General features: G+C 64.0%; 16 protein-coding genes. 9 read left to right on the forward strand and 7 right to left on the reverse strand.

The window, feature by feature from the left end; all coding sequences use genetic code 11:
• Positions 1-627 precede the first annotated feature (627 nt).
• On the forward strand, positions 628-1,005 hold the full coding sequence (locus tag EXZ48_RS00005) for a hypothetical protein (RefSeq protein ID WP_023516767.1): 378 nt from the start codon (positions 628-630) through the stop codon (positions 1,003-1,005).
• A gap of 34 nt (positions 1,006-1,039) precedes the next feature.
• On the opposite strand, the gene EXZ48_RS00010 is transcribed toward EXZ48_RS00005, so the two are convergent.
• The gene (locus tag EXZ48_RS00010; RefSeq protein ID WP_130513918.1) at positions 1,040-1,930 is read right to left on the reverse strand and encodes a LysR family transcriptional regulator; all 891 of its coding nucleotides are present in this window, start codon (positions 1,928-1,930) and stop codon (positions 1,040-1,042) included.
• A gap of 96 nt (positions 1,931-2,026) precedes the next feature.
• Between EXZ48_RS00010 and EXZ48_RS00015 the strand changes: the two genes are divergently transcribed.
• The 4 genes from EXZ48_RS00015 to EXZ48_RS00030 all read left to right on the forward strand — a co-directional run bounded on the left by EXZ48_RS00015 (position 2,027) and on the right by EXZ48_RS00030 (position 7,473).
• Positions 2,027-3,049, forward strand: coding sequence for an agmatine/peptidylarginine deiminase (locus tag EXZ48_RS00015; protein ID WP_130513919.1), 1,023 nt, complete (start codon positions 2,027-2,029; stop codon positions 3,047-3,049).
• Entirely contained in the window at positions 3,046-4,140 is a 1,095-nt protein-coding gene (locus EXZ48_RS00020) for an agmatine/peptidylarginine deiminase (RefSeq protein WP_207900339.1), read from the forward strand. The genes EXZ48_RS00015 and EXZ48_RS00020 overlap by 4 nt, the downstream gene beginning before the upstream one ends.
• An 81-nt stretch (positions 4,141-4,221) precedes the next feature.
• Positions 4,222-5,307: an extracellular solute-binding protein gene (locus EXZ48_RS00025; RefSeq protein ID WP_165909243.1), complete on the forward strand. Its 1,086-nt coding sequence runs from the start codon at positions 4,222-4,224 to the stop codon at positions 5,305-5,307.
• A 165-nt stretch (positions 5,308-5,472) separates the two neighbouring features.
• Positions 5,473-7,473, forward strand: a complete 2,001-nt coding sequence (locus EXZ48_RS00030; RefSeq protein ID WP_130513921.1) for an amidase — start codon at positions 5,473-5,475, stop codon at positions 7,471-7,473.
• 24 nt (positions 7,474-7,497) lie between these two features.
• Here the strand turns inward: EXZ48_RS00030 and EXZ48_RS00035 are convergent, their stop codons facing one another.
• A complete protein-coding gene (locus EXZ48_RS00035) occupies positions 7,498-8,550 on the reverse strand; it encodes a DUF1176 domain-containing protein (protein ID WP_165909244.1) in 1,053 nt (350 codons plus the stop codon).
• 251 nt (positions 8,551-8,801) lie between these two features.
• Here EXZ48_RS00035 and EXZ48_RS00040 point away from each other — a divergent pair, with 251 nt between their 5' ends.
• The 4 genes from EXZ48_RS00040 (at position 8,802) to EXZ48_RS00055 (ending at position 14,832) form a co-directional block, all read left to right on the forward strand.
• Positions 8,802-9,473, forward strand: coding sequence for a B3/4 domain-containing protein (locus EXZ48_RS00040; protein ID WP_165909261.1), 672 nt, complete (start codon positions 8,802-8,804; stop codon positions 9,471-9,473).
• A 158-nt stretch (positions 9,474-9,631) separates the two neighbouring features.
• Positions 9,632-11,404: a patatin-like phospholipase family protein gene (locus EXZ48_RS00045; RefSeq protein WP_130513923.1), complete on the forward strand. Its 1,773-nt coding sequence runs from the start codon at positions 9,632-9,634 to the stop codon at positions 11,402-11,404.
• A gap of 18 nt (positions 11,405-11,422) precedes the next feature.
• Positions 11,423-13,771, forward strand: coding sequence for an AAA family ATPase (locus EXZ48_RS00050; protein ID WP_130513924.1), 2,349 nt, complete (start codon positions 11,423-11,425; stop codon positions 13,769-13,771).
• Positions 13,768-14,832 carry an endonuclease gene (locus EXZ48_RS00055; RefSeq protein ID WP_130513925.1) on the forward strand — a complete coding sequence of 355 codons (1,065 nt, stop codon included), beginning with the start codon at positions 13,768-13,770 and terminating at the stop codon, positions 14,830-14,832. Before EXZ48_RS00050 ends, EXZ48_RS00055 begins: the two co-directional genes overlap by 4 nt.
• A gap of 262 nt (positions 14,833-15,094) precedes the next feature.
• Here EXZ48_RS00055 and EXZ48_RS00060 read toward each other — a convergent pair whose 3' ends face one another.
• Genes EXZ48_RS00060 through EXZ48_RS00080 form a run of 5 tightly spaced genes read right to left on the reverse strand, consistent with a single transcriptional unit; the run spans position 15,095 to position 20,811 of the window.
• The gene (locus EXZ48_RS00060; RefSeq protein ID WP_130513926.1) at positions 15,095-16,156 is read right to left on the reverse strand and encodes an ABC transporter ATP-binding protein; all 1,062 of its coding nucleotides are present in this window, start codon (positions 16,154-16,156) and stop codon (positions 15,095-15,097) included.
• Positions 16,149-17,684 carry a sulfatase gene (locus tag EXZ48_RS00065; RefSeq protein WP_130513927.1) on the reverse strand — a complete coding sequence of 512 codons (1,536 nt, stop codon included), beginning with the start codon at positions 17,682-17,684 and terminating at the stop codon, positions 16,149-16,151. The genes EXZ48_RS00060 and EXZ48_RS00065 overlap by 8 nt, the downstream gene beginning before the upstream one ends.
• Position 17,685: 1 nt before the next feature.
• Positions 17,686-18,513: a carbohydrate ABC transporter permease gene (locus EXZ48_RS00070; protein ID WP_130513928.1), complete on the reverse strand. Its 828-nt coding sequence runs from the start codon at positions 18,511-18,513 to the stop codon at positions 17,686-17,688.
• Positions 18,510-19,445, reverse strand: coding sequence for a carbohydrate ABC transporter permease (locus EXZ48_RS00075; RefSeq protein WP_130513929.1), 936 nt, complete (start codon positions 19,443-19,445; stop codon positions 18,510-18,512). Before EXZ48_RS00075 ends, EXZ48_RS00070 begins: the two co-directional genes overlap by 4 nt.
• Before the next feature lie 10 nt (positions 19,446-19,455).
• Positions 19,456-20,811 carry an extracellular solute-binding protein gene (locus EXZ48_RS00080; protein ID WP_165909245.1) on the reverse strand — a complete coding sequence of 452 codons (1,356 nt, stop codon included), beginning with the start codon at positions 20,809-20,811 and terminating at the stop codon, positions 19,456-19,458.
• Between the last annotated feature and the right edge of the window lies 1 nt (position 20,812).

Genomic DNA, 20,812 nt, shown 5'->3' on the forward strand with positions numbered 1-20,812 from the left:
TCCCGTCAGTGATCATCGCAGAGGCGATGTAATTTGTTTTCTCGATAATGCGGCAATTTCTTCGGAAGTCAATGGATTCACCTAGTTAACTCCGCAATCGTGTAATCTGTTTTCTTTTTGCCGTGCGGGCGGGAAAAATTTCACGGCGGCAATCGCAGCAGAAAATTTGCAAGGACCTTCGCGGCATTCGAATCCCGCTTGAATATCAAGCCATTCCCGGACGCCTGCCGAAGTTGCAACCGATCGGAGCCGTCGGGAGGTGTCTGATGAAGGGTGAAAATCGGTGCCGGAAAAGGCCTGCGGGTTTCATCGCAATGCAAGGGTTGTCGTCGCAATACGGGAAAAGGACGTGAAAGGGCGTGAAATTTTTTTCTGAAATATCCATGCGGCGGGACAGGGTTTTTGTCAGACTGCCCATCGCCACGCCCCCAGCAAAAACAGCGTTACCACCCTCGTCGCTATGGATCGGCGGATACGCCTCGGGTCGGCAAGATTTGGCTTGGCGGCCCTCCCTGTCCCGGTCTTTCCACGGTATTGTCGCCCCGCCGCTGTTGAAGTCCGACCCCGTTTCTGAGGTTTCCCGACCGGGCCGGATCGGTTAGAAGGGGCTCGAAGAAGGAGAGACGGATGGCGGACGTACCCGACATGACGAAACATCGCGGCTTCCCGTCCGGCATGCCGGGCACGGGGGTCCAGTTCACCATCAGGCGCGCCAATCCACGGGGCGTGACGCCGATCAAGGCCCTTCCTCGTCGAGCGCGGCCGGGCACGGCCGAGCACCGCATCGACGCGGCCTTCCTCCATGCCCTCTGGCATCATTTCGGTGCGGAGCCCTTCGAGCGCGGCAATCTCGATGCTGCGCGCCTCAACCTTCTCTTCGGCCGCGAGGTCCTGCCTGCCGAAAAGGACTTCGATCCGCTCTCCTATGAGGCCCTGCTCGTCATCAACGAGAAGACCGCCCGCCAGACTTTCCCGGAATCCTTCGACGACGTTTTCGAAGTCTGAGGGCCGTCGCCCGAACGTCCGGGCCAGCGAGGCCTCACCGGGGATCGACGGCGACCTGCGTCGATAACCATCGCCAGGCATCCCGTACGTCGTCGTCCGCCAGCTTCCGGGGGATGGAAAGGGCGTACCAGGAAAGGCCGGAAGAGACGGTCTCGCCAAAGGGACGCGCCAGCGCACCGGATGAGAGTGCGGCGTCAGCAAGAAGCAGGCTGGCAAGGGCGACCCCCTGGCCGAGTTCGGCTGCGGCAAGGGCAATGTCGCGATCACTGAAATTCGTGCCCTTCCAGGCGGACCCCGCATCGATGCCCACATGACCGAGCCAGTCGGGCCAACCCACAGGGCCCTCTTCATGAATGAGCGGCGCCGACAGGAGATCGGCAGGTTTTCGAAGTTCCCGGGCAAGGGCGGGTAGAGCGGTGGGCGACAGATGGTCGTGCCCGATCAGAAGGCTTTCGCAGCCGGCCGGTGGCTCGGGCGCGTGGATGATGGCGATGTCCGCCTCCATCGTCTCGAAATCGACGGCCGCGCCGCTGCTGTCGAGCCACGGCTCGCAGGCCGGCGCGGCCGCCTTCAGCGATGGAAGACGCGGCAGGAGCCAGCGCCGCGTGAAATCCCGCGGTGCATAGATGACGACGCTGCCGGGCTTGCGGTAGGGCTCCAGGCGCCGGTAACCTTCCTCCATCATCTCCAGGCTGCGTCGCACCGTGCGGTGATAATCCCGACCCGCGTCCGTGAGGCGCACCTCCCGGCCGATACGCAGGAACAGCGGCTGGCCGATCTGGGCTTCAAGCAGGCGCATCTGGTGGCTGATGGCCGATTGCGTCAGGCCGACCTCCTCGGCGGCCCGGCTGAAGCTCTCAAGCCGCGCCGCGGCCTCGAACCCCTTCAGGAACTGCGTCGGGGGAATGTGTCGGAATTTGATCATATATGAAATCCATTCATCCTAAGCAGGAATGCTTCTCGTTTGTATCGGGCCATCGTTGGGAAGATAATGAGCGCCATACATGAATAGGAGTCAATCATGGATACGACGATACGGCCGCAACCGCAGGTGAAGCTGCGCCGTCCGGGCGAATTCGAGCCCCATGCCAAGACATGGATGGCCTGGCCGCATCGGCAGGACCTCTACGGCACGCGCCTGGCGGACATGCAGCGTGCCTATGCCGACGTCGCAAAAGCCATCGCCCAGTTCGAGCCGGTCAGCATGGTGGCCCATCCTGAGCACACGAAAAGTGCGCGCACGCTCCTTGGCGACGGTATCGAGATCGTGGCGCTGCCGATCGACGACTGCTGGATCCGTGATTCCGGTCCGACCTTCCTGAAGCGGGCCGATGGCGGGCTCGCCGGGGTTTCCTGGCGGTTCAATGCCTGGGGCCGCAAACATGAACCCTTCGACGCTGACGATGCACTGGCCGGCCGCGTGCTTGCCTATGAAGAGGCGGAGATGTTCCGCTCGTTCCTCCACTGCGAAGGCGGTTCGCTGGCCTGCGACGGTGACGGGACCTTGATCGTCACCGAGACGAGCCTGCTCCATCCCAACCGAAATCCGGGCCTCTCGAAGGCCTGGGTGGAACTGGAACTCCTGCGCATGCTTAATGTCGAAAAGGTCGTCTGGCTGCCCGGTGATCCGCTCGATCTCGAAACGGACGGCCATGTGGACGGCATGTGCTGCTTCGTGCGCCCGGGTGTCGTCATGTTCGAATACAATCCCGATCCGGCCGACCTGCACGGTCGCATCCTCGCCGACAATCTGGCGGCGCTCAAAAGCCAGACGGATGCGCGCGGCCGCAGCTTCGAGGTCATCCCCATCCCGGAAGCCTATGACGTGGAGGCGACCAGCGAGGTCTTCGCGCGCTCCTACATCAACTTCGCGCTCGCCAATGGCGGCGTCGTGATGCCGACCTTCGGCCGCCCCTCGGGCGAGGAGGCCAAGGCTGCCGTTGCCAAGGCCTTCCCCGACCGGCGTATCGTGACCGTCGATGTCGGCGCCGTCGTTCCCGCCGGCGGGGCGATCCATTGCATCACGCAGGAGCAGCCGCTGTGACCGCCTGGACACGCCGCCGCTTCGTTCAGGCAAGCGCCGGCCTGGCGCTGCTGCCGGCAATGCCGAGCCGTGCCCAAGAGGAGAAGACCTGGATGCCGACCGTTCCCGCCGAAGCCGAACCGCATGCAAGAACCTGGATGGCCTGGCCGAGCACGCCGGCTTTCTACGGTGGCCCCGGCGCCTATTTCGAGAGCGTGCAGGAAACGCTCGGCCGGCTGGCCGCGGCGATTGCCGAAAACGAACCTGTCACCATGGCGGCCCCGGCGAAGCAACACGCGCTGGCCGCGCGCCTTTGCGGCCCCCGGGTCGAGCTCGTCGACATCCCGACCGACGACATGTGGGCGCGCGACAGTGCCCCGGTCTTCGTGCACACGGACGACGGGCGTGTCGCCGCCGTCGATTTCGGCTTCAACGCGTGGGGCGGCAAGCAGGCGCACGCCAGCGACAGCAAGCTTGCCGCGAAGATCGCGGCCTTGGCCGGCGTCGAACACCACGATGCCGCACTTTGTGGCGAGGGTGGCGGCTTCGAGTATGACGGAGACGGCACGCTTCTCCTCACCGAGAGCTGCTGGGTGAACGACAACCGCAATCCCGGACTGGACCGAGCCGAGATCGAGCGGCGCCTCAAGGCCGCGCTCGGCGTCGAAACCGTGCTGTGGGTGCCTGGCGTGCGCGGGCTCGATATCACCGACGGGCATATCGACGGTTCGTTCCGCTTCGTGGAGCCCGGCCTTGTCATTGCCAGCAGCTATCCCGGCGACAGGTCGGAATGGGGGCGTGCCCACAAGGAGGCCCTCGCTATCCTCGCCAAGGCCCGCGATGCGCGCGGCCGTGCGCTTGAAATCGTCTCCATTCCCGCGGCGACCGAGGTTCGCTCGGAAAGCGAGGATTTCCTGAGCAGCTATGCGAACTACTATGTCGGCAACGGCGCGCTCTACACGCCGCAATTCGGCGACCGGAAGGCCGATACGCTGGCCAAGGACGTTCTCGGCCGGCTGCATCCGGGTCGTCGCATCGTCCAGCTCGACGTTGACCGCATCTATGAAAACGGCGGCGGCATCCACTGCGTCACGCAGCAGCAGCCCGAATAGAGCATGTCCCGCTGCAGCGGCGCGCTTCGGCGTTGGACAATGCGGTGGAAATTGAACCGACACCAGAAACGGAGAATGACCATGAAACGCTGGCTCACGCTTGCGACGGCATGCCTTTTCACGACTGCGGCACAGGCGGAAGAGAAGGTTCTCTACCTCTACTCCTGGGAATCCTACTTCAGCGCCCAGTCGATCGCCGCCTTCGAGAAGGAGACGGGCATCAAGGTGTCCTACGACCTGTTCGATTCCAACGACATTGTCGAGACCAAGATGCTGACGGGAAAGTCGGGTTACGACCTCGTTACCGTCAATCTCTCCCCGCATTTCCTGCGCCAGCTTCCCGTCGGCATATGGGCGCCGCTGGATCGCACGCGCCTAGCCAATCTCGGCAATCTCGATCCTGCTGTCCTTGCACGCGGGGCAAGCGTCGACGCGGACAACGCCCACAATGTTCCCTGGATGTGGGGCACGACCGGTGTCGGGTACAATGTGGAGAAGATCAAGGCGATCATGCCTGACGCGCCGGTCGATTCCCTGCGCATGGTCTTCGATCCCGCCGTCGTCGAGAAGTTCGCCTCGTGCGGCGTCGGCATGCTCGATGATGCCGAGCAGGTGCTGGGCCTTGCCCTCATCTATCTCGGGCTGAACCCCGACACGACCGACAAGGAGGAGCTGGAGAAAGCGGTGGAAGTGGTCGCCAAGGTCCGCCCCTATGTGCGCAAGTTCCACAGCTCCAGTTATGTCAACGATCTCGCCGACGGCGGCCTTTGCCTTGCCATCGGCTTTTCCGGCGACATGCTGATCGCCAGCAGCCGGGCGAAGGAGGCGGGCAAGCCGTTTACCGTCACCTATCGTCTTGCAAAGGAAGGTAATCTTGTCTGGGCCGATGTGCTTGCCATACCTGCCGATGCGGCCCATCCGGATGCGGCTCATGCCTTCATCGATTTCTTTCTGCGCCCGGAAATCGCTGCAGTCGCAGCCACCGAGACGGGCTTTTCCACTGCCAACAAGGCCGCGCTCGCGCTTCTCGATGAAACGCTCAAGACGAACCCCGATCTCTACCCTTCCGAAGCGGATCAGAAGCGCCTGCACCTGCCGAAGGCATTGAGCCAGAAGGCTCTAAAAATATGGTCGCAGGCCTGGGATCGGGCGAAAGGCTTGCGGTAGCCGACCCCGGGCAGCGCCGTGCCGGTGGGAGATTGCCCGGACGATATGCGAGGGCTAGAAACGTCTAGCAACATCTGCCGGAGATCTGTGTCGCCGGCCTTGCGGATAAAAAAAGGCGGTGGGGACACCATCAGCCGGGAACCAGACGTCAAGGGGAGGGCATCGATGAAGGTCGTCGAAGCTTCGATCGGTACATTGCGTGAAGCGCTTCAGGCGGGTGAGACAACCAGCGTCGGGCTGGTCGCGGCCTATCTCAACCGCATCGCCTGTTACGATCGGCACGGCATCAGCCTCAATGCGGTGCCGGTGCTCAATCCCGAGATGTTTGCCGAGGCGCGGGCTTCGGACCTCCGGCGCGCCCGCGGCGAAAGCCTCGGTCCGCTTGACGGAATCCCATACACCGCCAAGGACAGCTACAAGGCGAAGGGGTTGAGCGTCGCATCCGGTTCGCCGGCCTTCGCCGACCTGATCGCGACGGAGGATGCTTTTGCGATCTCCCGCCTGCGGGCCGCCGGGGCCGTGCTGATCGGGCTCACCAACATGCCGCCGATGGCCAATGGCGGCATGCAGCGCGGTGTCTACGGGCGTGCGGAATCGCCCTACAATGCCGACTGGTTGACGGCCGCCTTCGGCTCGGGCTCCTCGAACGGGTCCGGCACCGCGACTGCCGCGAGCTTCGCTGCCTTCGGGCTTGGTGAGGAAACCTGGTCGAGCGGCCGCGCGCCTGCGGCCAACAACGGGCTCTGCGCCTATACGCCGAGCCGCGGTGTCATCTCCGTACGCGGCAACTGGCCGCTTGTGCCGACCATGGATGTCGTGGTGCCGCACTGCCGTTCGATGGCGGATCTGCTGGATCTCCTCGACATCATCGTCGCTGACGATCCGGACACCCGTGGTGACCTCTGGCGTCGCCAGACCTGGGTGGACATTCCGAAAGCCTCCGATGTCCGCCCTGCCTCCTATGCGGCAGTCGCCCGGACCGCGAGCCTTGCAGGCAAGCGTTTCGGTCTGCCGGCAATGTATATCAACGCCGACGCCGAGGCGGGAACCGGCGGCAAGGTCGGGATCGGCGGCGCCACCGGTCAGCGCATCGAAACCCGCGCTTCGATGATCGCGCTGTGCGCGGCGGCGCGCGCCGCCCTCGAAGCGGCCGGTGCCGAGGTCGTGGTCACTGATTTCCCGGTCGTCAGCAACTATGAGGGAGACCGGCCAGGCGCGCCGACCATTGCGACGCGCGGCCTCGTCAGCCCGGACTATCTTCATCACGAGATTGTCGACCTGTCCGCTTGGGCCTGGCATGACTTTCTGGCAGCCAATGCCGATCCAGCCCTGCGGCGGCTGGGTGATATCGACGGTGCGCGTATCTTTCCCGCACCGCAAGGCAGCTTGCCTGACCGTTACCATGGGTTCGATGACCATATCGCCGACTATCCCGCCCATATGCGTGCGCATCCCATCGCCTCCCTTGACGAGATACCGGGCCTTGCCGAGGGGTTCCGCGGACTGGAAGAGACCCGGCGCATCGATCTCGAAGTCTGGATGGACCGGCTGGGGCTCGACGCGGTGATCTTCCCGGCCGTTGCCGATATCGGCCCGGCCGATGCCGACGTGAATCCCGCCTCGGCCGACCTTGCCTGGCGCAACGGCACCTGGGTCGCCAATGGCAACCTCGCGATCCGCCATCTCGGCATTCCGACGGTGACCGTACCGATGGGCATGCTGGCCGATATCGGCATGCCGGCAGGCCTGACCTTCGCCGGCCGGGCTTTCGACGATACCGCACTGCTCACTTACGCCGCGGCCTTCGAAAAGACCGGCGACTACCGTATGGCACCGCCGCGAACGCCCGAGCTTGCGGAGCTGCCGGGTCCTGGCGGTATCGGGCTGCCTGAAGCGGAGGAGCTACGACTGACCGTTTCGATTGCACCCGACGGTCACGGGCTCCAGCGTCTGTCGATCGAGGTGCAAAGCCAGGCCCCCTTGCTCTGGCTGACGGTGAACGGCCAGTCCGTTGCCTTCCACCAGGATGGCCTGCGGGCAAGCGCCGTTCTGGACCTCAGCGAGAACAGCCATATCCACAGCGAATGGCGCGCGCCCTATGGTCATACCGTGATCGCAGTCACACAGGGCGCGGCCGCCTACGTCATCGTCGGTGGCACGGCCTGATCAGAGCGCGGCCTGTCGGAGCGCCTACTTTGCCGTGCTGCGATAGAGCGCAATCCAGTCGTCCGGGGCAATGCCCCGGCACTCGCCCATCATGCTGAAATGGGTTCGAACAAAGCCGTCCCCGGTCCAGGCATAGCCGCCAATGGCCCCGCAATCGCCGATGCCGCGCCCACGGGAGAAGAAATCGAGCCGTCCGGTTTTCGGGTCGAATTGCGCGTTGACCAGCATGTTCTCCATCATCTCCCCTGCGCCGGAGGGGAAGAGGGCGGGTTGTGCCGTCGCGGCATCGCCGCCCTCCACCGTCCAGAAGCCCGTGGTGACATTGTAGGCGCCACGTGAACATGCCAAGCCGACAAGGCGGCGTGTACCATCAAGCAGCCACGCCTCGTCGAGGGAGGCAAGCGTCTCCTCGTCCTCGCACAGATCAGAATCGCGCCGCAGCATCTCCTGGCGCACCGCCGCGGCGAGCGCCTTGCCGGCATCGTCTGCAAGCACGCCATCCGACACCTTGGCGGTGATGGCCGGCAAAGCGAGAGCCACAGGAACATGGCTGCCGCTCCCCTTGCGAATGAAGGTCGATGGGGTGTCGAGCCGACCCTGCTGCTCGTCGATCCACAGCATGGCGGCGACGGATCCGGAAAGCGAAACGTGTGCTGTCATGTCGGGGGTGCTGATCGAGAGCTGTGTTGCCTTGCGGGCCGCCGCGACAAAGGCCGATGCTTCGGCAGGCTGGAAGGTCAGTGAGATGGTGCCGCTATCGGCTCCGACCTGCGCCGCCTCGGCGGTAGCCGGAAAAGCGGCACCATCAAGTGTGAGCCGGAGGGGCACTGATACCGTTTTCCAGTCGCCGAGCACGCGAAGGACGAGCCGAACCGGCGCATCCGCCCCAGCAGCCCGATCGAGACGCAGATAGGCAATCGCATTGTCCTCGTCGTCGGGCAGAGACAGCGCCGTGCAGTGCCCGACATTGTCGCAGCCTGCCCTCCAGTCCCGAAACTCCCGTATCTCCGGCCCGCTCGCCATCGTTGCCGTCGACAGCAGGGAAAACCCTGCCGCCAGCGCGAATGGCACGAACACACCTGGCGTCCCATTTCCAGTTCCGCACCGCATCGGCGTCTCCCTTTCGCGGGGGCGACACGAGAGGCCTTTCGCCCGCGTGCCCGATTTCAGTGTCGCGGTTTCCGGCGACAAGATCAGCACGCGCGGCGACGACCGTCTATTCGGCACAAGAAAAGGATTTAGCGGCAGACCTGCCGCAATTTCGTTCAAGACCGAAGTGGATTCGAGTTGCGATCTGCAAGGCCAGCTCAATGAAAGGAATGCCTTTGATCACCTTCGGTTACTCCGCCGCCCTCAGGCAGAAGTTCGGCGACCTGTCCTCACAGGTCATGCTTTTCACCGGTGTCACGGCCGAGGCCGATGTGTCCCGGCCGCAGCAGATGTTCACTCGCACCGCACAGCAACGCCTCGCCGAAGGACCCGAAGGCGAGTTCCCCGAGATTCAGGCATGGCGGCGGACCTTCGCGAAGATGGGCCTGAAGCCGACACAATACAGGTGCGCTTCGGAAGCTCTGCTTCGCCGGCTGCGAAAGGAAGAGGGGCTTCCATCCATCCATCCCCTCGTCGATCTCTGCAACGCGGTTTCCGTCGCCTTCGCCATCCCCATTGCGCTCTTCGACACCGAGAAGGTTCAGGGGCACCTCGAAGTGCGGCATGCCGTGGGAACAGAAATCTACGAGACCTTCTCCGGCGCCATCGAGACGCCGGATGCGGGGGAGGTGATTTTTGCGGATCGTACCGGACATGCCCATGCACGCCGTTGGTCCAACCGTCAGAGCGGCCGTTCCGTCATAAGGCCGCAAACGCGGTCCGTCCTTGTCGTCGCCGAAGCCTTTCACGATACTGCCGACGATGACCTCGCACGCTTAAAGGTGGCTCTCAGGCAAGCCTTGTCCGAAGCCTGGCCTCTCGGTGATCTCGTCGAGATATCCATGGCATGAATTTCGATTTCCACCGTTCTGCCCGTTGCAGGCACGCCCCGCTTTCGGGGGAGCGGAACGAAGGCTCTGTACGATGGGCGGCAACTGGGTTAGCAATCTTGAATTGATCTCTTTCAGTCCGAGCACACCGAAGCGGGTTTGCATTGAACGGAGGCGTCATGCGCGAATGCGACCTGGTCATGAAAGGCGGGATCACGTCAGGGGTGGTCTACCCGCACGCGATCGTGGAAATCGCCCGTGCCTACCGGCTGCGCAGCATCGGCGGGACTTCGGCGGGTGCCATCGCCGCCGCGGTGGCCGCCGCCGCGGAGTACCGCCGCGAGCGCTCGGCCGGCAAGAATGATTTTACCGGCTATGACGGCATTGTCGCCATTGCCGACGAGATCGGCCGTGACATGGCCTCGCTGTTCCAGCCCGCGCCGAAGTTGAAGCCCCTGTTCGACATCCTGATGGCCGCATCGGCCGCCGGCATTGCCGGCAAACTGATGGCAGTGATGAAGGCGATGCTTGCAGCCTACCGCGGCCGGGCGTTGACCGCAGCGGTCCTTGGCCTTGCCGTGGTGGTGGTTGGCATCTGCCGTTCGGACGTATCTCTTGCTGTCCTGGGGATCGTTGCCGGGATCGTCCTGCTGGTGACCGCCATGGGTTTGGCCCTGTGGCGTGCAGTCAAGGCCGACCTGCCGGCGCACGATTTCGGGATCTGCCCCGGCCTGACCCAGAATGGCAATGGCAAGCCCGCGCTGACCGACTGGCTTGCGGACCGCATCGACAGGGTGGCCGGCAATCTCGACCCTGACGGCATTGCTGGCGACCCGCTTACTATCGGCCAGCTTGCCGATCACGGCATCGAGGTCGCAACCATGACGACCGACCTGTCGTCGGGCCGGCCCTACCAGCTGCCGCTGAAAAGCGACCACCACTATTTCTCCCGGCGCGAATTCGAGGCGCTTTTTCCAAAGCGCGTGGTTGATTATCTGGTCCGCGGCAGGGCGCCGCTGGCTGATGTCGGCCCGCAGCTCCCAGCCGATCTCTATCCGCTTGCCAGTGGCAGGGATTTCCCGGTCCTGCTGGTCGCGCGCATGAGCCTGAGCTTCCCGGGGCTGATCAGTGCGGTGCCGCTTTACCGTTTCGATGACCTGCTTCCCGAGGGGCCGGGCCGGTCAAAGGTGCGGCGCTGCCTGTTCTCGGATGGCGGCATCTCCAGCAACTTCCCCATCCATTTCTTCGATTCCTTCCTGCCGTCGCGGCCGACATTCGGCATTACGCTTTCCCCTTGGGAGGAGGCCCGTCACGGCGACGTGCGCGTCGAGCTCCCCAGTCATCCGCGCCAGAGCACGCACCTTCCGGTTCGGACCATCACCGGTATCGGCAACGCCTTGAGCTCGATCCTCAACACTGCGAAGGACTGGCAGGACACGCTGCAGTCGCTGTTGCCCGGCTACGCAGACCGTATCGTCGAGATCCGCCTCGACGAAAGCCGGGAGGGCGGCATGAACCTTGCGATGGACGAGAGCACCATCCGCCAACTCGGTGACTATGGCCGTCAGGCGGGACGGGCCTTGGTCGAACGCTTCGATTTTGACGAACATCGCTGGCTGCGCGCGGTCTCGCTGATGCCCAAGCTGGAAGGCGCGCTGGACGGCATGGCGACCGCCTATCGCGCCCCACCTGCCGGTGGCGGGCCGATCTACGAAACGCTGCTGACCGACCACACCCCCCGCGCCTACAGGAATACCCAGAAATGGCGCGAGGAGGTGCTGGTGCCGTTTGTCACCGCTTTGGCCGGGATCGGCGAAAAGGCCGCCGACGCCCAGGCTGCGGACGGGGCCGGCTCTGTGCGCAAGGGTGCGGTGCCGAGCGCCGACAGCAATCTGCGCCTTGTCGCCGGTGCCGACCGTGCGCCGGTGCGCAAGACGTCGTCCTCCAACTAGGCGAAGGAGGAGCGGACGGTGTTCTTCTTCGATCATGGGAGCCGGGGCCGGGTATTCCCCGGCAGCCTGCAAGGGCGAGACAGCGGGCTGCACGACATGACCGCCTATTATGCGCTCGATCGGAGGGAGCGCCTGCAGACCGATGTGCCCTGGGTCTGGAAGTCTCCGCTCGGGCGCGACGTTCTCGACGCGTTGGCAGCGCTTTCCTACGGCAAGTGCCCCTTCTGTGAGCAGGCCGATCTGCGGCTGCAGCCATACCGGTTTCGCCCGCCGGCCTATGCGACCCCGATGAAGCGGCCGGAAGACAGGGAATGTTACCTGTGGCTCGCCTTTCAATGGGAAAACCTTTTCCCGATCTGCGAGGGATGCCTGCCGCAAGACAAGGCCTATTTCCCCGTCGATGGCCCGCGCGCCGCGCCTCCTCCTTCCTCCCTGGCACCCTTCGGCACGGCGGGGCTGCAGATCGACGAGACGCCGCGCCTCTACTTTCCCGGTGAAGTCACGAAACCGGCCGCCGCCTTCAACATGAAGCTTGATGGTTTTCTGCTCGGCAAGAACCGCCGTGCCGAACCGACGATCGTCCAGTTCAATCTCAACCGTGCCGATCTCGTCCGCCGCCGCGCGGCAGCCTTGACGGGGTGGATCGGCGAGATACGCCGCGCTCCGCTCGCGTTCTTCGACCTTGCACGGTGGATGGAAGAGGACCGCTCCTACAAGGAAGTCGAATTCGGCGGAGCGCTCTACCTGCTCCTGCGCCGGATTGCGGACAAACTTTCCGGACGCTTCCAAGCATCCGGTCCGTTGTCCACCGAACGCATCGGCGCGACCCTCAGCAGCTGGTCTCGGCGGAGTGATTTTGCGGCGGCGGTTCGCGAAACCCTTCGCGAATTGCGCAGTGAAGACAAGGACATGGCGCGGGGGCTGCAAGGCACCAACGAACAGAAGGCGGTTTCCCAACCGCGCCCGACATACTCGCAACTCTGCGCCGCAACCATCAAGAACTACAAATCGTTGGAGGCGATCTCCTTCGCCTTGCCGGACCCGCCGCATGACCCGGCCATGGGCAGCAACCCCGACGAACTGCCGCCGACCCCATGCCTGCTCATCCTTGGAGAAAACTCGACCGGCAAGAGCTCAATCCTCGAAGCGATCGTGCTTGCCGCAATCCCGGAAGACATGCGTGACGAACTCGATCTGAACGGCCGCAACATGACGCTCAATCCGGAATATATGGGCGAAACCGGAACGAGCGCCACGCGTGACTGCCGTATCGAACTGGAGTTTCGCGACGGCGGCGGCACGAGCCTGACGATCGGTGCGAAGGATGGCCGCATGCGTACCCGATCGAAGCTGAAGAGCCTGCGGCCGCCGATCTTCGCCTATGGCGCACACCGGCTTTTCGGCAGGGCACGGCAGAAAAGCTATGCCCGCCGGATCGAGACGCTGTTCCGAAACGACCGCCAGATCTCCAACCCCGAGCCATGGCTTGCCGGATTGGCAAAGCGGCGGCCGGAGGCACTCGGCGAGGTGGTCAGTGCGCTGCGCCATATCATCCGCATCGACGGTGATTTCCGTGACATCGAGGTGAAGCCGGGCAAGGAAAGCGAAGCCGGCCGTTGCATCATCAATGTGCGCAAGAAGAAGCAGGATGGCAGCGACTATATCGTGCCGCAGCGGCTCGACATCGTCTCGTCCGGTTATCGGGCCGTTCTGGCACTGGTCTGCGACGTGCTCGAAGGGCTGATGGATGCCGCGCCGCATCTTTCCCCGCGTGACGCGCGCCATGGCGAGGCGATCGTGCTTGTCGACGAGATCGAAGCGCATCTGCATCCGCGCTGGAAATTGCAGATCGTTGCGGGCCTGCGCAAGGCGCTGCCGCGCGTTACCTTCATCTTCACGTCGCATGATCCGCTCTGTGTCAGGGGCATGCGCGACGGTGAGGTGATGATGCTGCACCGTTACCAGAACACCGGTGACGGCCCGAGTTCGATGCCCGAAGTGGTCGAGCGCGTTGCCGATTTCGATCATATCGAAACGATGACCGTCGAGCAGCTTCTGACCTCGGACATGTTCCAGCTCTTCTCGGCCGACGACCGGCGGACCGATCATACCTTTGCCGCGGTGGCCGACCTTCTGGCCCGCGATAGGAGCATCCTCGACGAAAGGGAGCGGGCCGTTCTGGCCGATTTCAACGCCGCCATCGTCGACGGATTGCCCTATGGCCGCACCGAGGTGACGCGCGTCGTGCAAGAGGCGGTCGCCGAGTACCTTGCGATGCGGCGCACCGCCGCCAGCACGCGCGTCAGTGCGGCCCGCGAGGCTGCGAAGACGGAAGTCAAAAGATTCCTTCAAGGATTGCTGGAATGAGGCGCGCCAACCGCTCGCTGGCAACGGAACCGGCGATCCTGCGCAAGCCGCGCCCGTCGGACGGCAAGTCCGAACTTCAGCTCGTCACGGAGCATATGGAAAGGATCGCGGCCGGGGAGAAACTGGAGGCGTTCGATTTCGCCCGATACAAGGAAGCGTCCGTCAAGACCGCCCTCGAGACGCTGTTCCATGGCAAATGTGCCTACTGCGAGAGCGTTTATGCCGGCCTCCAGCCGGTGGATGTCGAACATTACCGGCCCAAAGGCGAGGTCGAGGGCGCTCCCGGCCATCCCGGCTACTGGTGGCTGGCGATGGAGTGGAGCAACCTCCTGCCGAGCTGCATCGACTGCAACCGGCGCCGCAGCCAGAAGACGCCGAAGCCGGGCGAGGACCGGCTGGTCGCCTTGCGTGCCGACGGTGATTTCGACCGCTCCCGCAGCATCCTGACCGGAAAGCAGAGCGCGTTCCCGCTCGAGGAGGGGAGTGTGCACGTGGCCCGCCCCGGCGACGACATCGAGGCCGAGAAGCGTCTCCTGCTCGACCCAACGCGTGACGACCCTGACCTGCACCTCGCCTTCCACGTTGATCGCGCGCACCTGATCAGCCTCATCCATCCAAAATCCCTCGATCCCGGCGGAGCCGCAGGTCTCCCCGATGCCCTGGCCGATCCTGCCGCGATCGCGAGCGCAGCCGTCGCGTCAAGGAGCAGTGCTGCGGGCGCGGTGTCGATCCAGGTCTACGGGCTGAACCGGCTTGGCTTGGTGCAGGCGCGCACGCGCGTGCTGCGCGACCTCGAGTTCCTTCTGGCAATGAGCCTGAATCTCCATGAGATCGCTGCGGACCTGGCCGAAAGGGTGGCAGCTCGGTCGACCGAACTTGCTACCCTGCATGGCGCAGCAAGAGAGCGCCTTTCCGAAGATATCGCCATGGATGAGCGAATTGCAGGCAAGATCGGCCGCTACGCGGAGGAGGCGCAGGCACGTATCCGCGAGATGGCCCAGCCGCAGGCCCCTTATTCAAGCCTGGTCCGCGCCTGGATAAGGGCCTACCTGGCGGAATAGGAAAGCCAAGGTCTGCCGGTTCTCTTTTCGGAAGAGAAACAACAGAAGCTATGCGGTGCTGTGACCCAAGGCTTTCAGAGGCCAGGACAAGGCAATCCGACGGTTGGAGTGGGTCCGTTGCCGACGCTTCGGTGAACAGGAGCGAGGCACCGTTTCGAATACAAATCCTGAACCCAGGCATGTTGCGTAAACGGCAACACCTCCCCGGGATCGGGGAGGTGTACGCCTCCGGACGTCATTGCGGCAGCCGTGTGCGGGATGCTCACGTCGCCGAAGTGGCGCCCAATCGATGGCCGTCTTGCGGGTCGAAGAGATGCAAGTGCGCGCTGTCGGGTAGGATGTGCACGGTTTCGCCGGGCCGGATATGCAGGCGCTCGCGGCCGAGATAGGTGAGCTTCTGCCCGGCCATGTCGAGCAGGAGCAGGGTTTCCGAACCGGTCTGCTCGACCACCACGACGGTTGCCGCCGTGCCCGCGGGATCGAGCGTCAGGTGCTCGGGTCGGATGCCGAGTACGGCCCGGGCGCTGTCTACAGCGGTGCCGGTTGGAGCCGACAGGCCGCAGCCGGCGACGAAATGCCCCCTTTCGATGCGCCCCTCGACGAAATTCATCGCCGGTGAGCCGATGAAGCCGGCGACGAACATGTTGGCGGGGCTGTCGTAGAGCTCGAGCGGCGATCCCACCTGCTCGACGATGCCCGCCCGCATGACGACGATCTTGTCTGCCATGGTCATCGCCTCGACCTGGTCATGGGTGACATAGACCGTCGTGGTGCCGAGGCGCTGGTGCAGCGCCTTGATTTCCGCACGCATCTGCACGCGCAGCTTGGCGTCGAGATTAGACAGGGGCTCGTCGAACAGGAAGACGCGCGGATCGCGCACGATGGCGCGGCCCATTGCGACACGCTGGCGCTGCCCGCCGGAGAGCTGGCGCGGCAGGCGGTCGAGCAGGGCCGAGAGGTCGAGGATCTCGGCGGCCGCCGCCACACGCCTGTCGATCTCCTCCTTCGGCTTGCCGGCAAGTTTCAGCGAGAAGCCCATGTTCTTCGCGACGGTCATGTGCGGATAGAGCGCGTAGTTCTGGAACACCATGGCGACGTCGCGCTGTTTCGGCGGGATGTCGTTGACGACACGCGCACTGATGCGGATCTCGCCGCCGGAAATGCCCTCCAGTCCGGCGATCATGCGCAAGAGGGTGGACTTGCCGCAGCCGGACGGGCCGACCAGCGCAACGAATTCGCCGTCCCTGACCTCGACGTCGACACCGCGCAGGACTTCTACGGCACCATAGGATTTGCGGGCATCCCGGATCTGCACTTCAGCCACGGTCGCCTCCCGAGACGGTGTTGAATGCGAGGCGGGAAAAGGCTTCGAGCGGTGCCCCGTTTGCCTGCATCAGGCGGGTCATCAGGTCGGTGAGGCGCTTTTCTTCGTCGGGATCGGCGAGCGGCTTTTCCTGGCCGGGATCGCTCGCAAGGTCGTAGAGGCGCGTTTCGGATTCGAGCAGTGCCCCGGGGCCGTAATTGTTGTACATCGGCGAGCGCTCGATCACCGGCACCTTCAGCAGCGTCGTGCCCTTGGTGAAATCGAGCGGCGGCGAGAGTTCGACATTGGCCAGCTCGTCCGGTGAGAACGGCGAGAAGATATGTGTCGGCATCAGCGTGTACTGGTAGAGCTCCTGCTGCGACAGGTCCTCCGGGAAGCGGTGATAGGTGTAGCGGCCGTCGGCGACATTCACCGCACCGCCGAAATAGCCGAACAGGGCGCCCTGGCGCGGCGATGTGCCGTCGGCCATTGCGCACAGGGAGAAGCCTTCGTTCTCGGCCGGTGGCGTGGCGCCGAAAAGGTCGAGGAAGGTGGCTGCCAGGTCGATCGACTGGCTGAGCGCCTCCGTGCGGCTTCCGGCGCGCTCGGCATGGCGGGGGTCGTGCAGGAAGAGCGGGATATGCGCCACTTCCTCATAGAGGTTCATGCGGTTCTTCGCCCAGAAATCGTGCTCGCCGAGCAGGAAGCCATGGTCGGTGGTGACGACGAGGGCGGTGTCCTTCCACAGGTCGTGACGGTCGAAATAGTCGAGCAGTTCGCCAAGCAGGTGATCGCACATGGCCACCACCGCATAGTAGTTGGCACGCAGCTCCTCGCATTCCTCGGGCAGCTCGTCGACACGGCCGTAACGCGGCCAGTCGCGGATCGGGCCTTCCCAGCCGGTGTCGAACTGCGCCTTGAAGCGCTCCGGTGCCGTGAAGGGCTCGTGCGGATCGAAGGTCTCGATCTGCAGCATCCAGTTGTCGGCGTCGCGGTTGCGGTCGAGGAAGTCGAAACCCTCGGCAAAGCAGCGCACGGACGGGAAGTCCTTCTCTTCCTTGATGAACTCGCGGTTGATGATGTTCTGGCCGAAATAGGAGCGCCGCTGGTCGCTGAACTGGCGGGCATGGTATTTCTCGCGCAGGCGCTCCCAGTGCGGCTGCACCATCGCCTTCCAGCGATCGCCTTCCTGGCCGCGCACGAATTCATAGGAATCGTAGCGGTTGTGATAGGTCGCGCCGCCATCCTCCCAATAGTGGAAGTGGTCGGTCACCAGATGGCTGTAGGTACCGCATTCCCGATGCAGGATTTCGGGAAAGGCATTGTCGAAGGGCTCCAGCGGTCCCCAGCTCCGGTGCAGGAAGGTGAGGCGGCCGGTCAGCATGTCGCGCCTTGCCGGCATGCAGGGCAGGCTGCCGACATAGTGCTTGTCGTAGGTCACGCTGCGGGCGGCGAGCCGATCGAAATTCGGCGTGGGGATACGTGTTCCGCCATAGGGCCCCAGCAGGTGCCGGTTGAGGGAATCGAACAGAACAAAAACCGCCTTCATGCTATTTCACCGCTCCTTGCGTGAGGCCCTTGACGATGTAGCGCTGCGCAACGAGCAGCACGAGAATGGCCGGAACCATTGCCAGCGCGGCGCTGGCCGCCATCTGGGTGTATTGAATCTCGAAATCCTGGGCGAACTTGGCGATGGCGACTGGTACGGTGGCCGTCTGTTTCATCGTTAGCGTCAGGGCGACGGCGAATTCGTTCCAGGAGAAGATGAAGGTGAGAATCGACGTGGCCGCGAGGCCCGGCGTGATCAGCGGCAGGATGACATGCCACAGGATATGCGGCGTATCGGCTCCATCCATGATCGCGGCTTCCTCCAGCTCCTTCGGCACGTCGCGCACGAAGACAGCCATCAGCCAGATCGCCATCGGCAGGTTGAGCGTTGCATGGGCAAGGATCAGGCCGGTGAAGGTGTTTTCCAGCCCCACCGCTCGCGCCATGGAGAACCAGGCGCTTGCCAGCGCCACCGGCGGGATCATGTGGAAGATCATCGTCCAGGCGAGGAAGAGATGCACGGTCCAGGTCGGCCAGCGCATCCTGTTCAGCGAGAAGGCGGCGAGCGTGGCGACGACAACGCAAAGGACGGTGCTGACCACGCCGACGATGATCGAGTTGCGATAGTTGAGCAGGAAGTCGGAGGTCTTCGACCAGAGCACCTCGGCAAAGTTGCTGCCGATCGGTGTGAAGAGCACGTCCCCCATCAGAAGCGAGATCTGCGTGCGGAAACCGGCGGCGACGGTCCAGAAGATCGGCACGAGGACGAGGGCGGCGGTGACCGCCAGCACGATATGGACGGGAAGGGCGGAGTTGGTGCGCCGGCTCATGAGGCGGCTCCCGTGCGGCGGCGTGCCGAAAGGGCGACGACGAGAAGCAACGAGACGAGGAAGATGACGGCGACCGACATCGCCGAGCCGTAGCCCGCCTTGTCCTCGGTGAAGAAGCGCTGGTAGAGCGTGAAGCTGATCACCTCCGTCGAGGTGCCGGGGCCGCCGCTGGTGAGCAGGTAGACCTCGTCGAAGACCTTGAAGGCGAGCACGAGGCGGAAGGCGAAGGTGACGATGATCGTCGGGATCATCAATGGCAGCGTGACGTAGATCAGCTCCTGCCAGGCGCCTGCACCGTCCATCTTGGCGGCTTCGAAGACATCCTGCGGCAGGGATTCGAGCCCTGCGAGAAACAGGAGGAAGCAGAACGGCGTCCAGTGCCAGATATCGACAGCGATGACCGAGAGCAGCGCAGTCTCGGGACTGCCCAGCCAGTCGTGCGGCAAGATGCCAAGGAGGCCGAAGGCCTTGTTGACGAGGCCGAAATCGAAATTGAGCATCAGCTTCCAGATGGCCCCGATGACGATGCCGGGGATGAGGATCGGCAGGATGAAGATCGCCCTGTAGAGCACGCGGCCGCGCACGATCTTGGTGCAGAGCAGAGCCATGGCGAAGCCGAGGATCATCTGGCCAGCGACGGCGCCGAAGGCGAAGATCAGCGTATTGGAAATGCCGGCGCCGAAAAGGCTGTCGGAGAACAGCGCCTGGTAATGGGTAAGGCCCACCCAGCTGCGCACCTGCTGCCCGTCCGCCCAGGCGATGTTCTGGAAGCTGGTGAGGAACAGGTTCGCGATGGGAAGGACACTGAGGGCGAGCATCATGGCGAGGGCTGGCCCGAAGGTCAGCCAGCGCCAGAGACGCTGGCCGCGGTCTTCGGAGACCTTTGCCGGCCGCCGCGGGGACGATGGTATCTGTGCTTGCGCGGCGGCCATGGTCCGGTCCTTACTTCAGCGGATCGAGCTTGCCGGTCTTGTAGGAATGGCCGGCCATGATCTTCTCGATCTCGTCGGACATGCCGTTCAGGGCGTCGATGGTCGTGATTTCGCCGGCGACGGCCCGGTTGAGCCCGAGCTCCAGCACCGAGATGACCTCGCTTGCCTCCGGGAACTGGTAGATGTTGACTGCATGCGGCAGGGCTTCGGCGAGCGGCTTCATCCAGCGATAGCGGCGCTCGTCGGCGATCGGTTCCTTGTAGACCGCCGCATTGACGGGAATGCCGCCGGCCTTGGCCGTCTCGAGCTGCGCGGCCTTTGTCTGGAACCAGCGCAGGAACTCCACGGCGGCGCGCTTGCGGTCGTCGGGCACGTTCCTGGAAATGCCGGCCAGCCAGTGGCCGAGGCCCGGCGAGGTGGGGATGCCTTCCACGGAAGGCGTCGGCGCCCACTCGACCTTGTCGACGATGGCCGACTTGTTCGGGTCATCCATCTGAGACCAGGCGGCGATGACCATCATGATATGAGCGGAATGGCCGGTGACCATGGCCTGGATGACCTCGGCCTGGTCGGCGGCCGCCGTCTTCGGATGACCGGCCTCCTTGGCGAGTCGCACATAGTAGTCGAGCGCTTCGCGGCCGTGATCGGAGTTCAGCGTGACGGAGTAGTCGCCCGCCGATTGGTCCTTGAAGATGCCGCCGCCGAAACCGTAGAGATAGGGGTAGAAGTCGTAGGCGACGGTATGTGGCCCGCGCGCGCCGCGCTGCACGATGCCGTACATGCCCGGCGGGTTGTGGAACTTCTTCGCGTTGGCTTCGAGTTCCGCAAAGGTCTTCGGTGCCGAAAGGCCGGCCTCCTGATAGAGGTCGCCGCGATAGTAGAGCATCGGGATCAACGGCGAGACCGGCATCGACATCAGCTTGCCGGCCTTGGTCATCGTCTTGTTGGCGGCGTCGTAATAGATCGTGTCGCCGAGCGTGTAAACGTCAGGGTCGAGCTTGAAGCCGGGGTCGATATCGGTGATGGCCTCCACGAAGCCGCCGGCATACATTTCGGCGAACCAGCCGGAATTCATGATCAGGATGTCGTACTGGCCCTCGCTTGCGCGCACGGAGTTGCGCTGCTTTTCAAGCGAGCCAGCGAAAGGGTTGACGTCAAGTTCCACCTTGTTGCCGGTCTCGGCCTCATAGGCCTCCACCGTCTTGCGGAAGCTTTCGAACCAGGGCGACTGGTTGATCACGATGGTGATCGGCGCGACGCTGGCGGCGTAGAGCGGCCGGAATGCGCTCGGCACAAGGCTGGCGCCTGCGGCCAGCCCCATGCCCTTGAGGACGTTGCGTCTTGGAATGCGGGTCGTAGAGGTCATC

The organism is Shinella sp. JR1-6, assembly GCF_004284735.1.
Classification (GTDB): domain Bacteria; phylum Pseudomonadota; class Alphaproteobacteria; order Rhizobiales; family Rhizobiaceae; genus Shinella.

Bases quoted from the DNA above. Each gene is read 5' to 3' on its own strand.
- EXZ48_RS00005 (WP_023516767.1), top strand. From the start codon at position 628: ATGGCGGACGTACCCGACATGACGAAACATCGCGGCTTCCCGTCCGGC.
- EXZ48_RS00010 (WP_130513918.1), bottom strand. From the start codon at position 1,930: ATGATCAAATTCCGACACATTCCCCCGACGCAGTTCCTGAAGGGGTTC.
- EXZ48_RS00015 (WP_130513919.1), top strand. From the start codon at position 2,027: ATGGATACGACGATACGGCCGCAACCGCAGGTGAAGCTGCGCCGTCCG.
- EXZ48_RS00025 (WP_165909243.1), top strand. From the start codon at position 4,222: ATGAAACGCTGGCTCACGCTTGCGACGGCATGCCTTTTCACGACTGCG.
- EXZ48_RS00030 (WP_130513921.1), top strand. From the start codon at position 5,473: ATGAAGGTCGTCGAAGCTTCGATCGGTACATTGCGTGAAGCGCTTCAG.
- EXZ48_RS00045 (WP_130513923.1), top strand. From the start codon at position 9,632: ATGCGCGAATGCGACCTGGTCATGAAAGGCGGGATCACGTCAGGGGTG.
- EXZ48_RS00055 (WP_130513925.1), top strand. From the start codon at position 13,768: ATGAGGCGCGCCAACCGCTCGCTGGCAACGGAACCGGCGATCCTGCGC.
- EXZ48_RS00065 (WP_130513927.1), bottom strand. From the start codon at position 17,684: ATGAAGGCGGTTTTTGTTCTGTTCGATTCCCTCAACCGGCACCTGCTG.
- EXZ48_RS00070 (WP_130513928.1), bottom strand. From the start codon at position 18,513: ATGAGCCGGCGCACCAACTCCGCCCTTCCCGTCCATATCGTGCTGGCG.
- EXZ48_RS00075 (WP_130513929.1), bottom strand. From the start codon at position 19,445: ATGGCCGCCGCGCAAGCACAGATACCATCGTCCCCGCGGCGGCCGGCA.
- EXZ48_RS00080 (WP_165909245.1), bottom strand. From the start codon at position 20,811: ATGACCTCTACGACCCGCATTCCAAGACGCAACGTCCTCAAGGGCATG.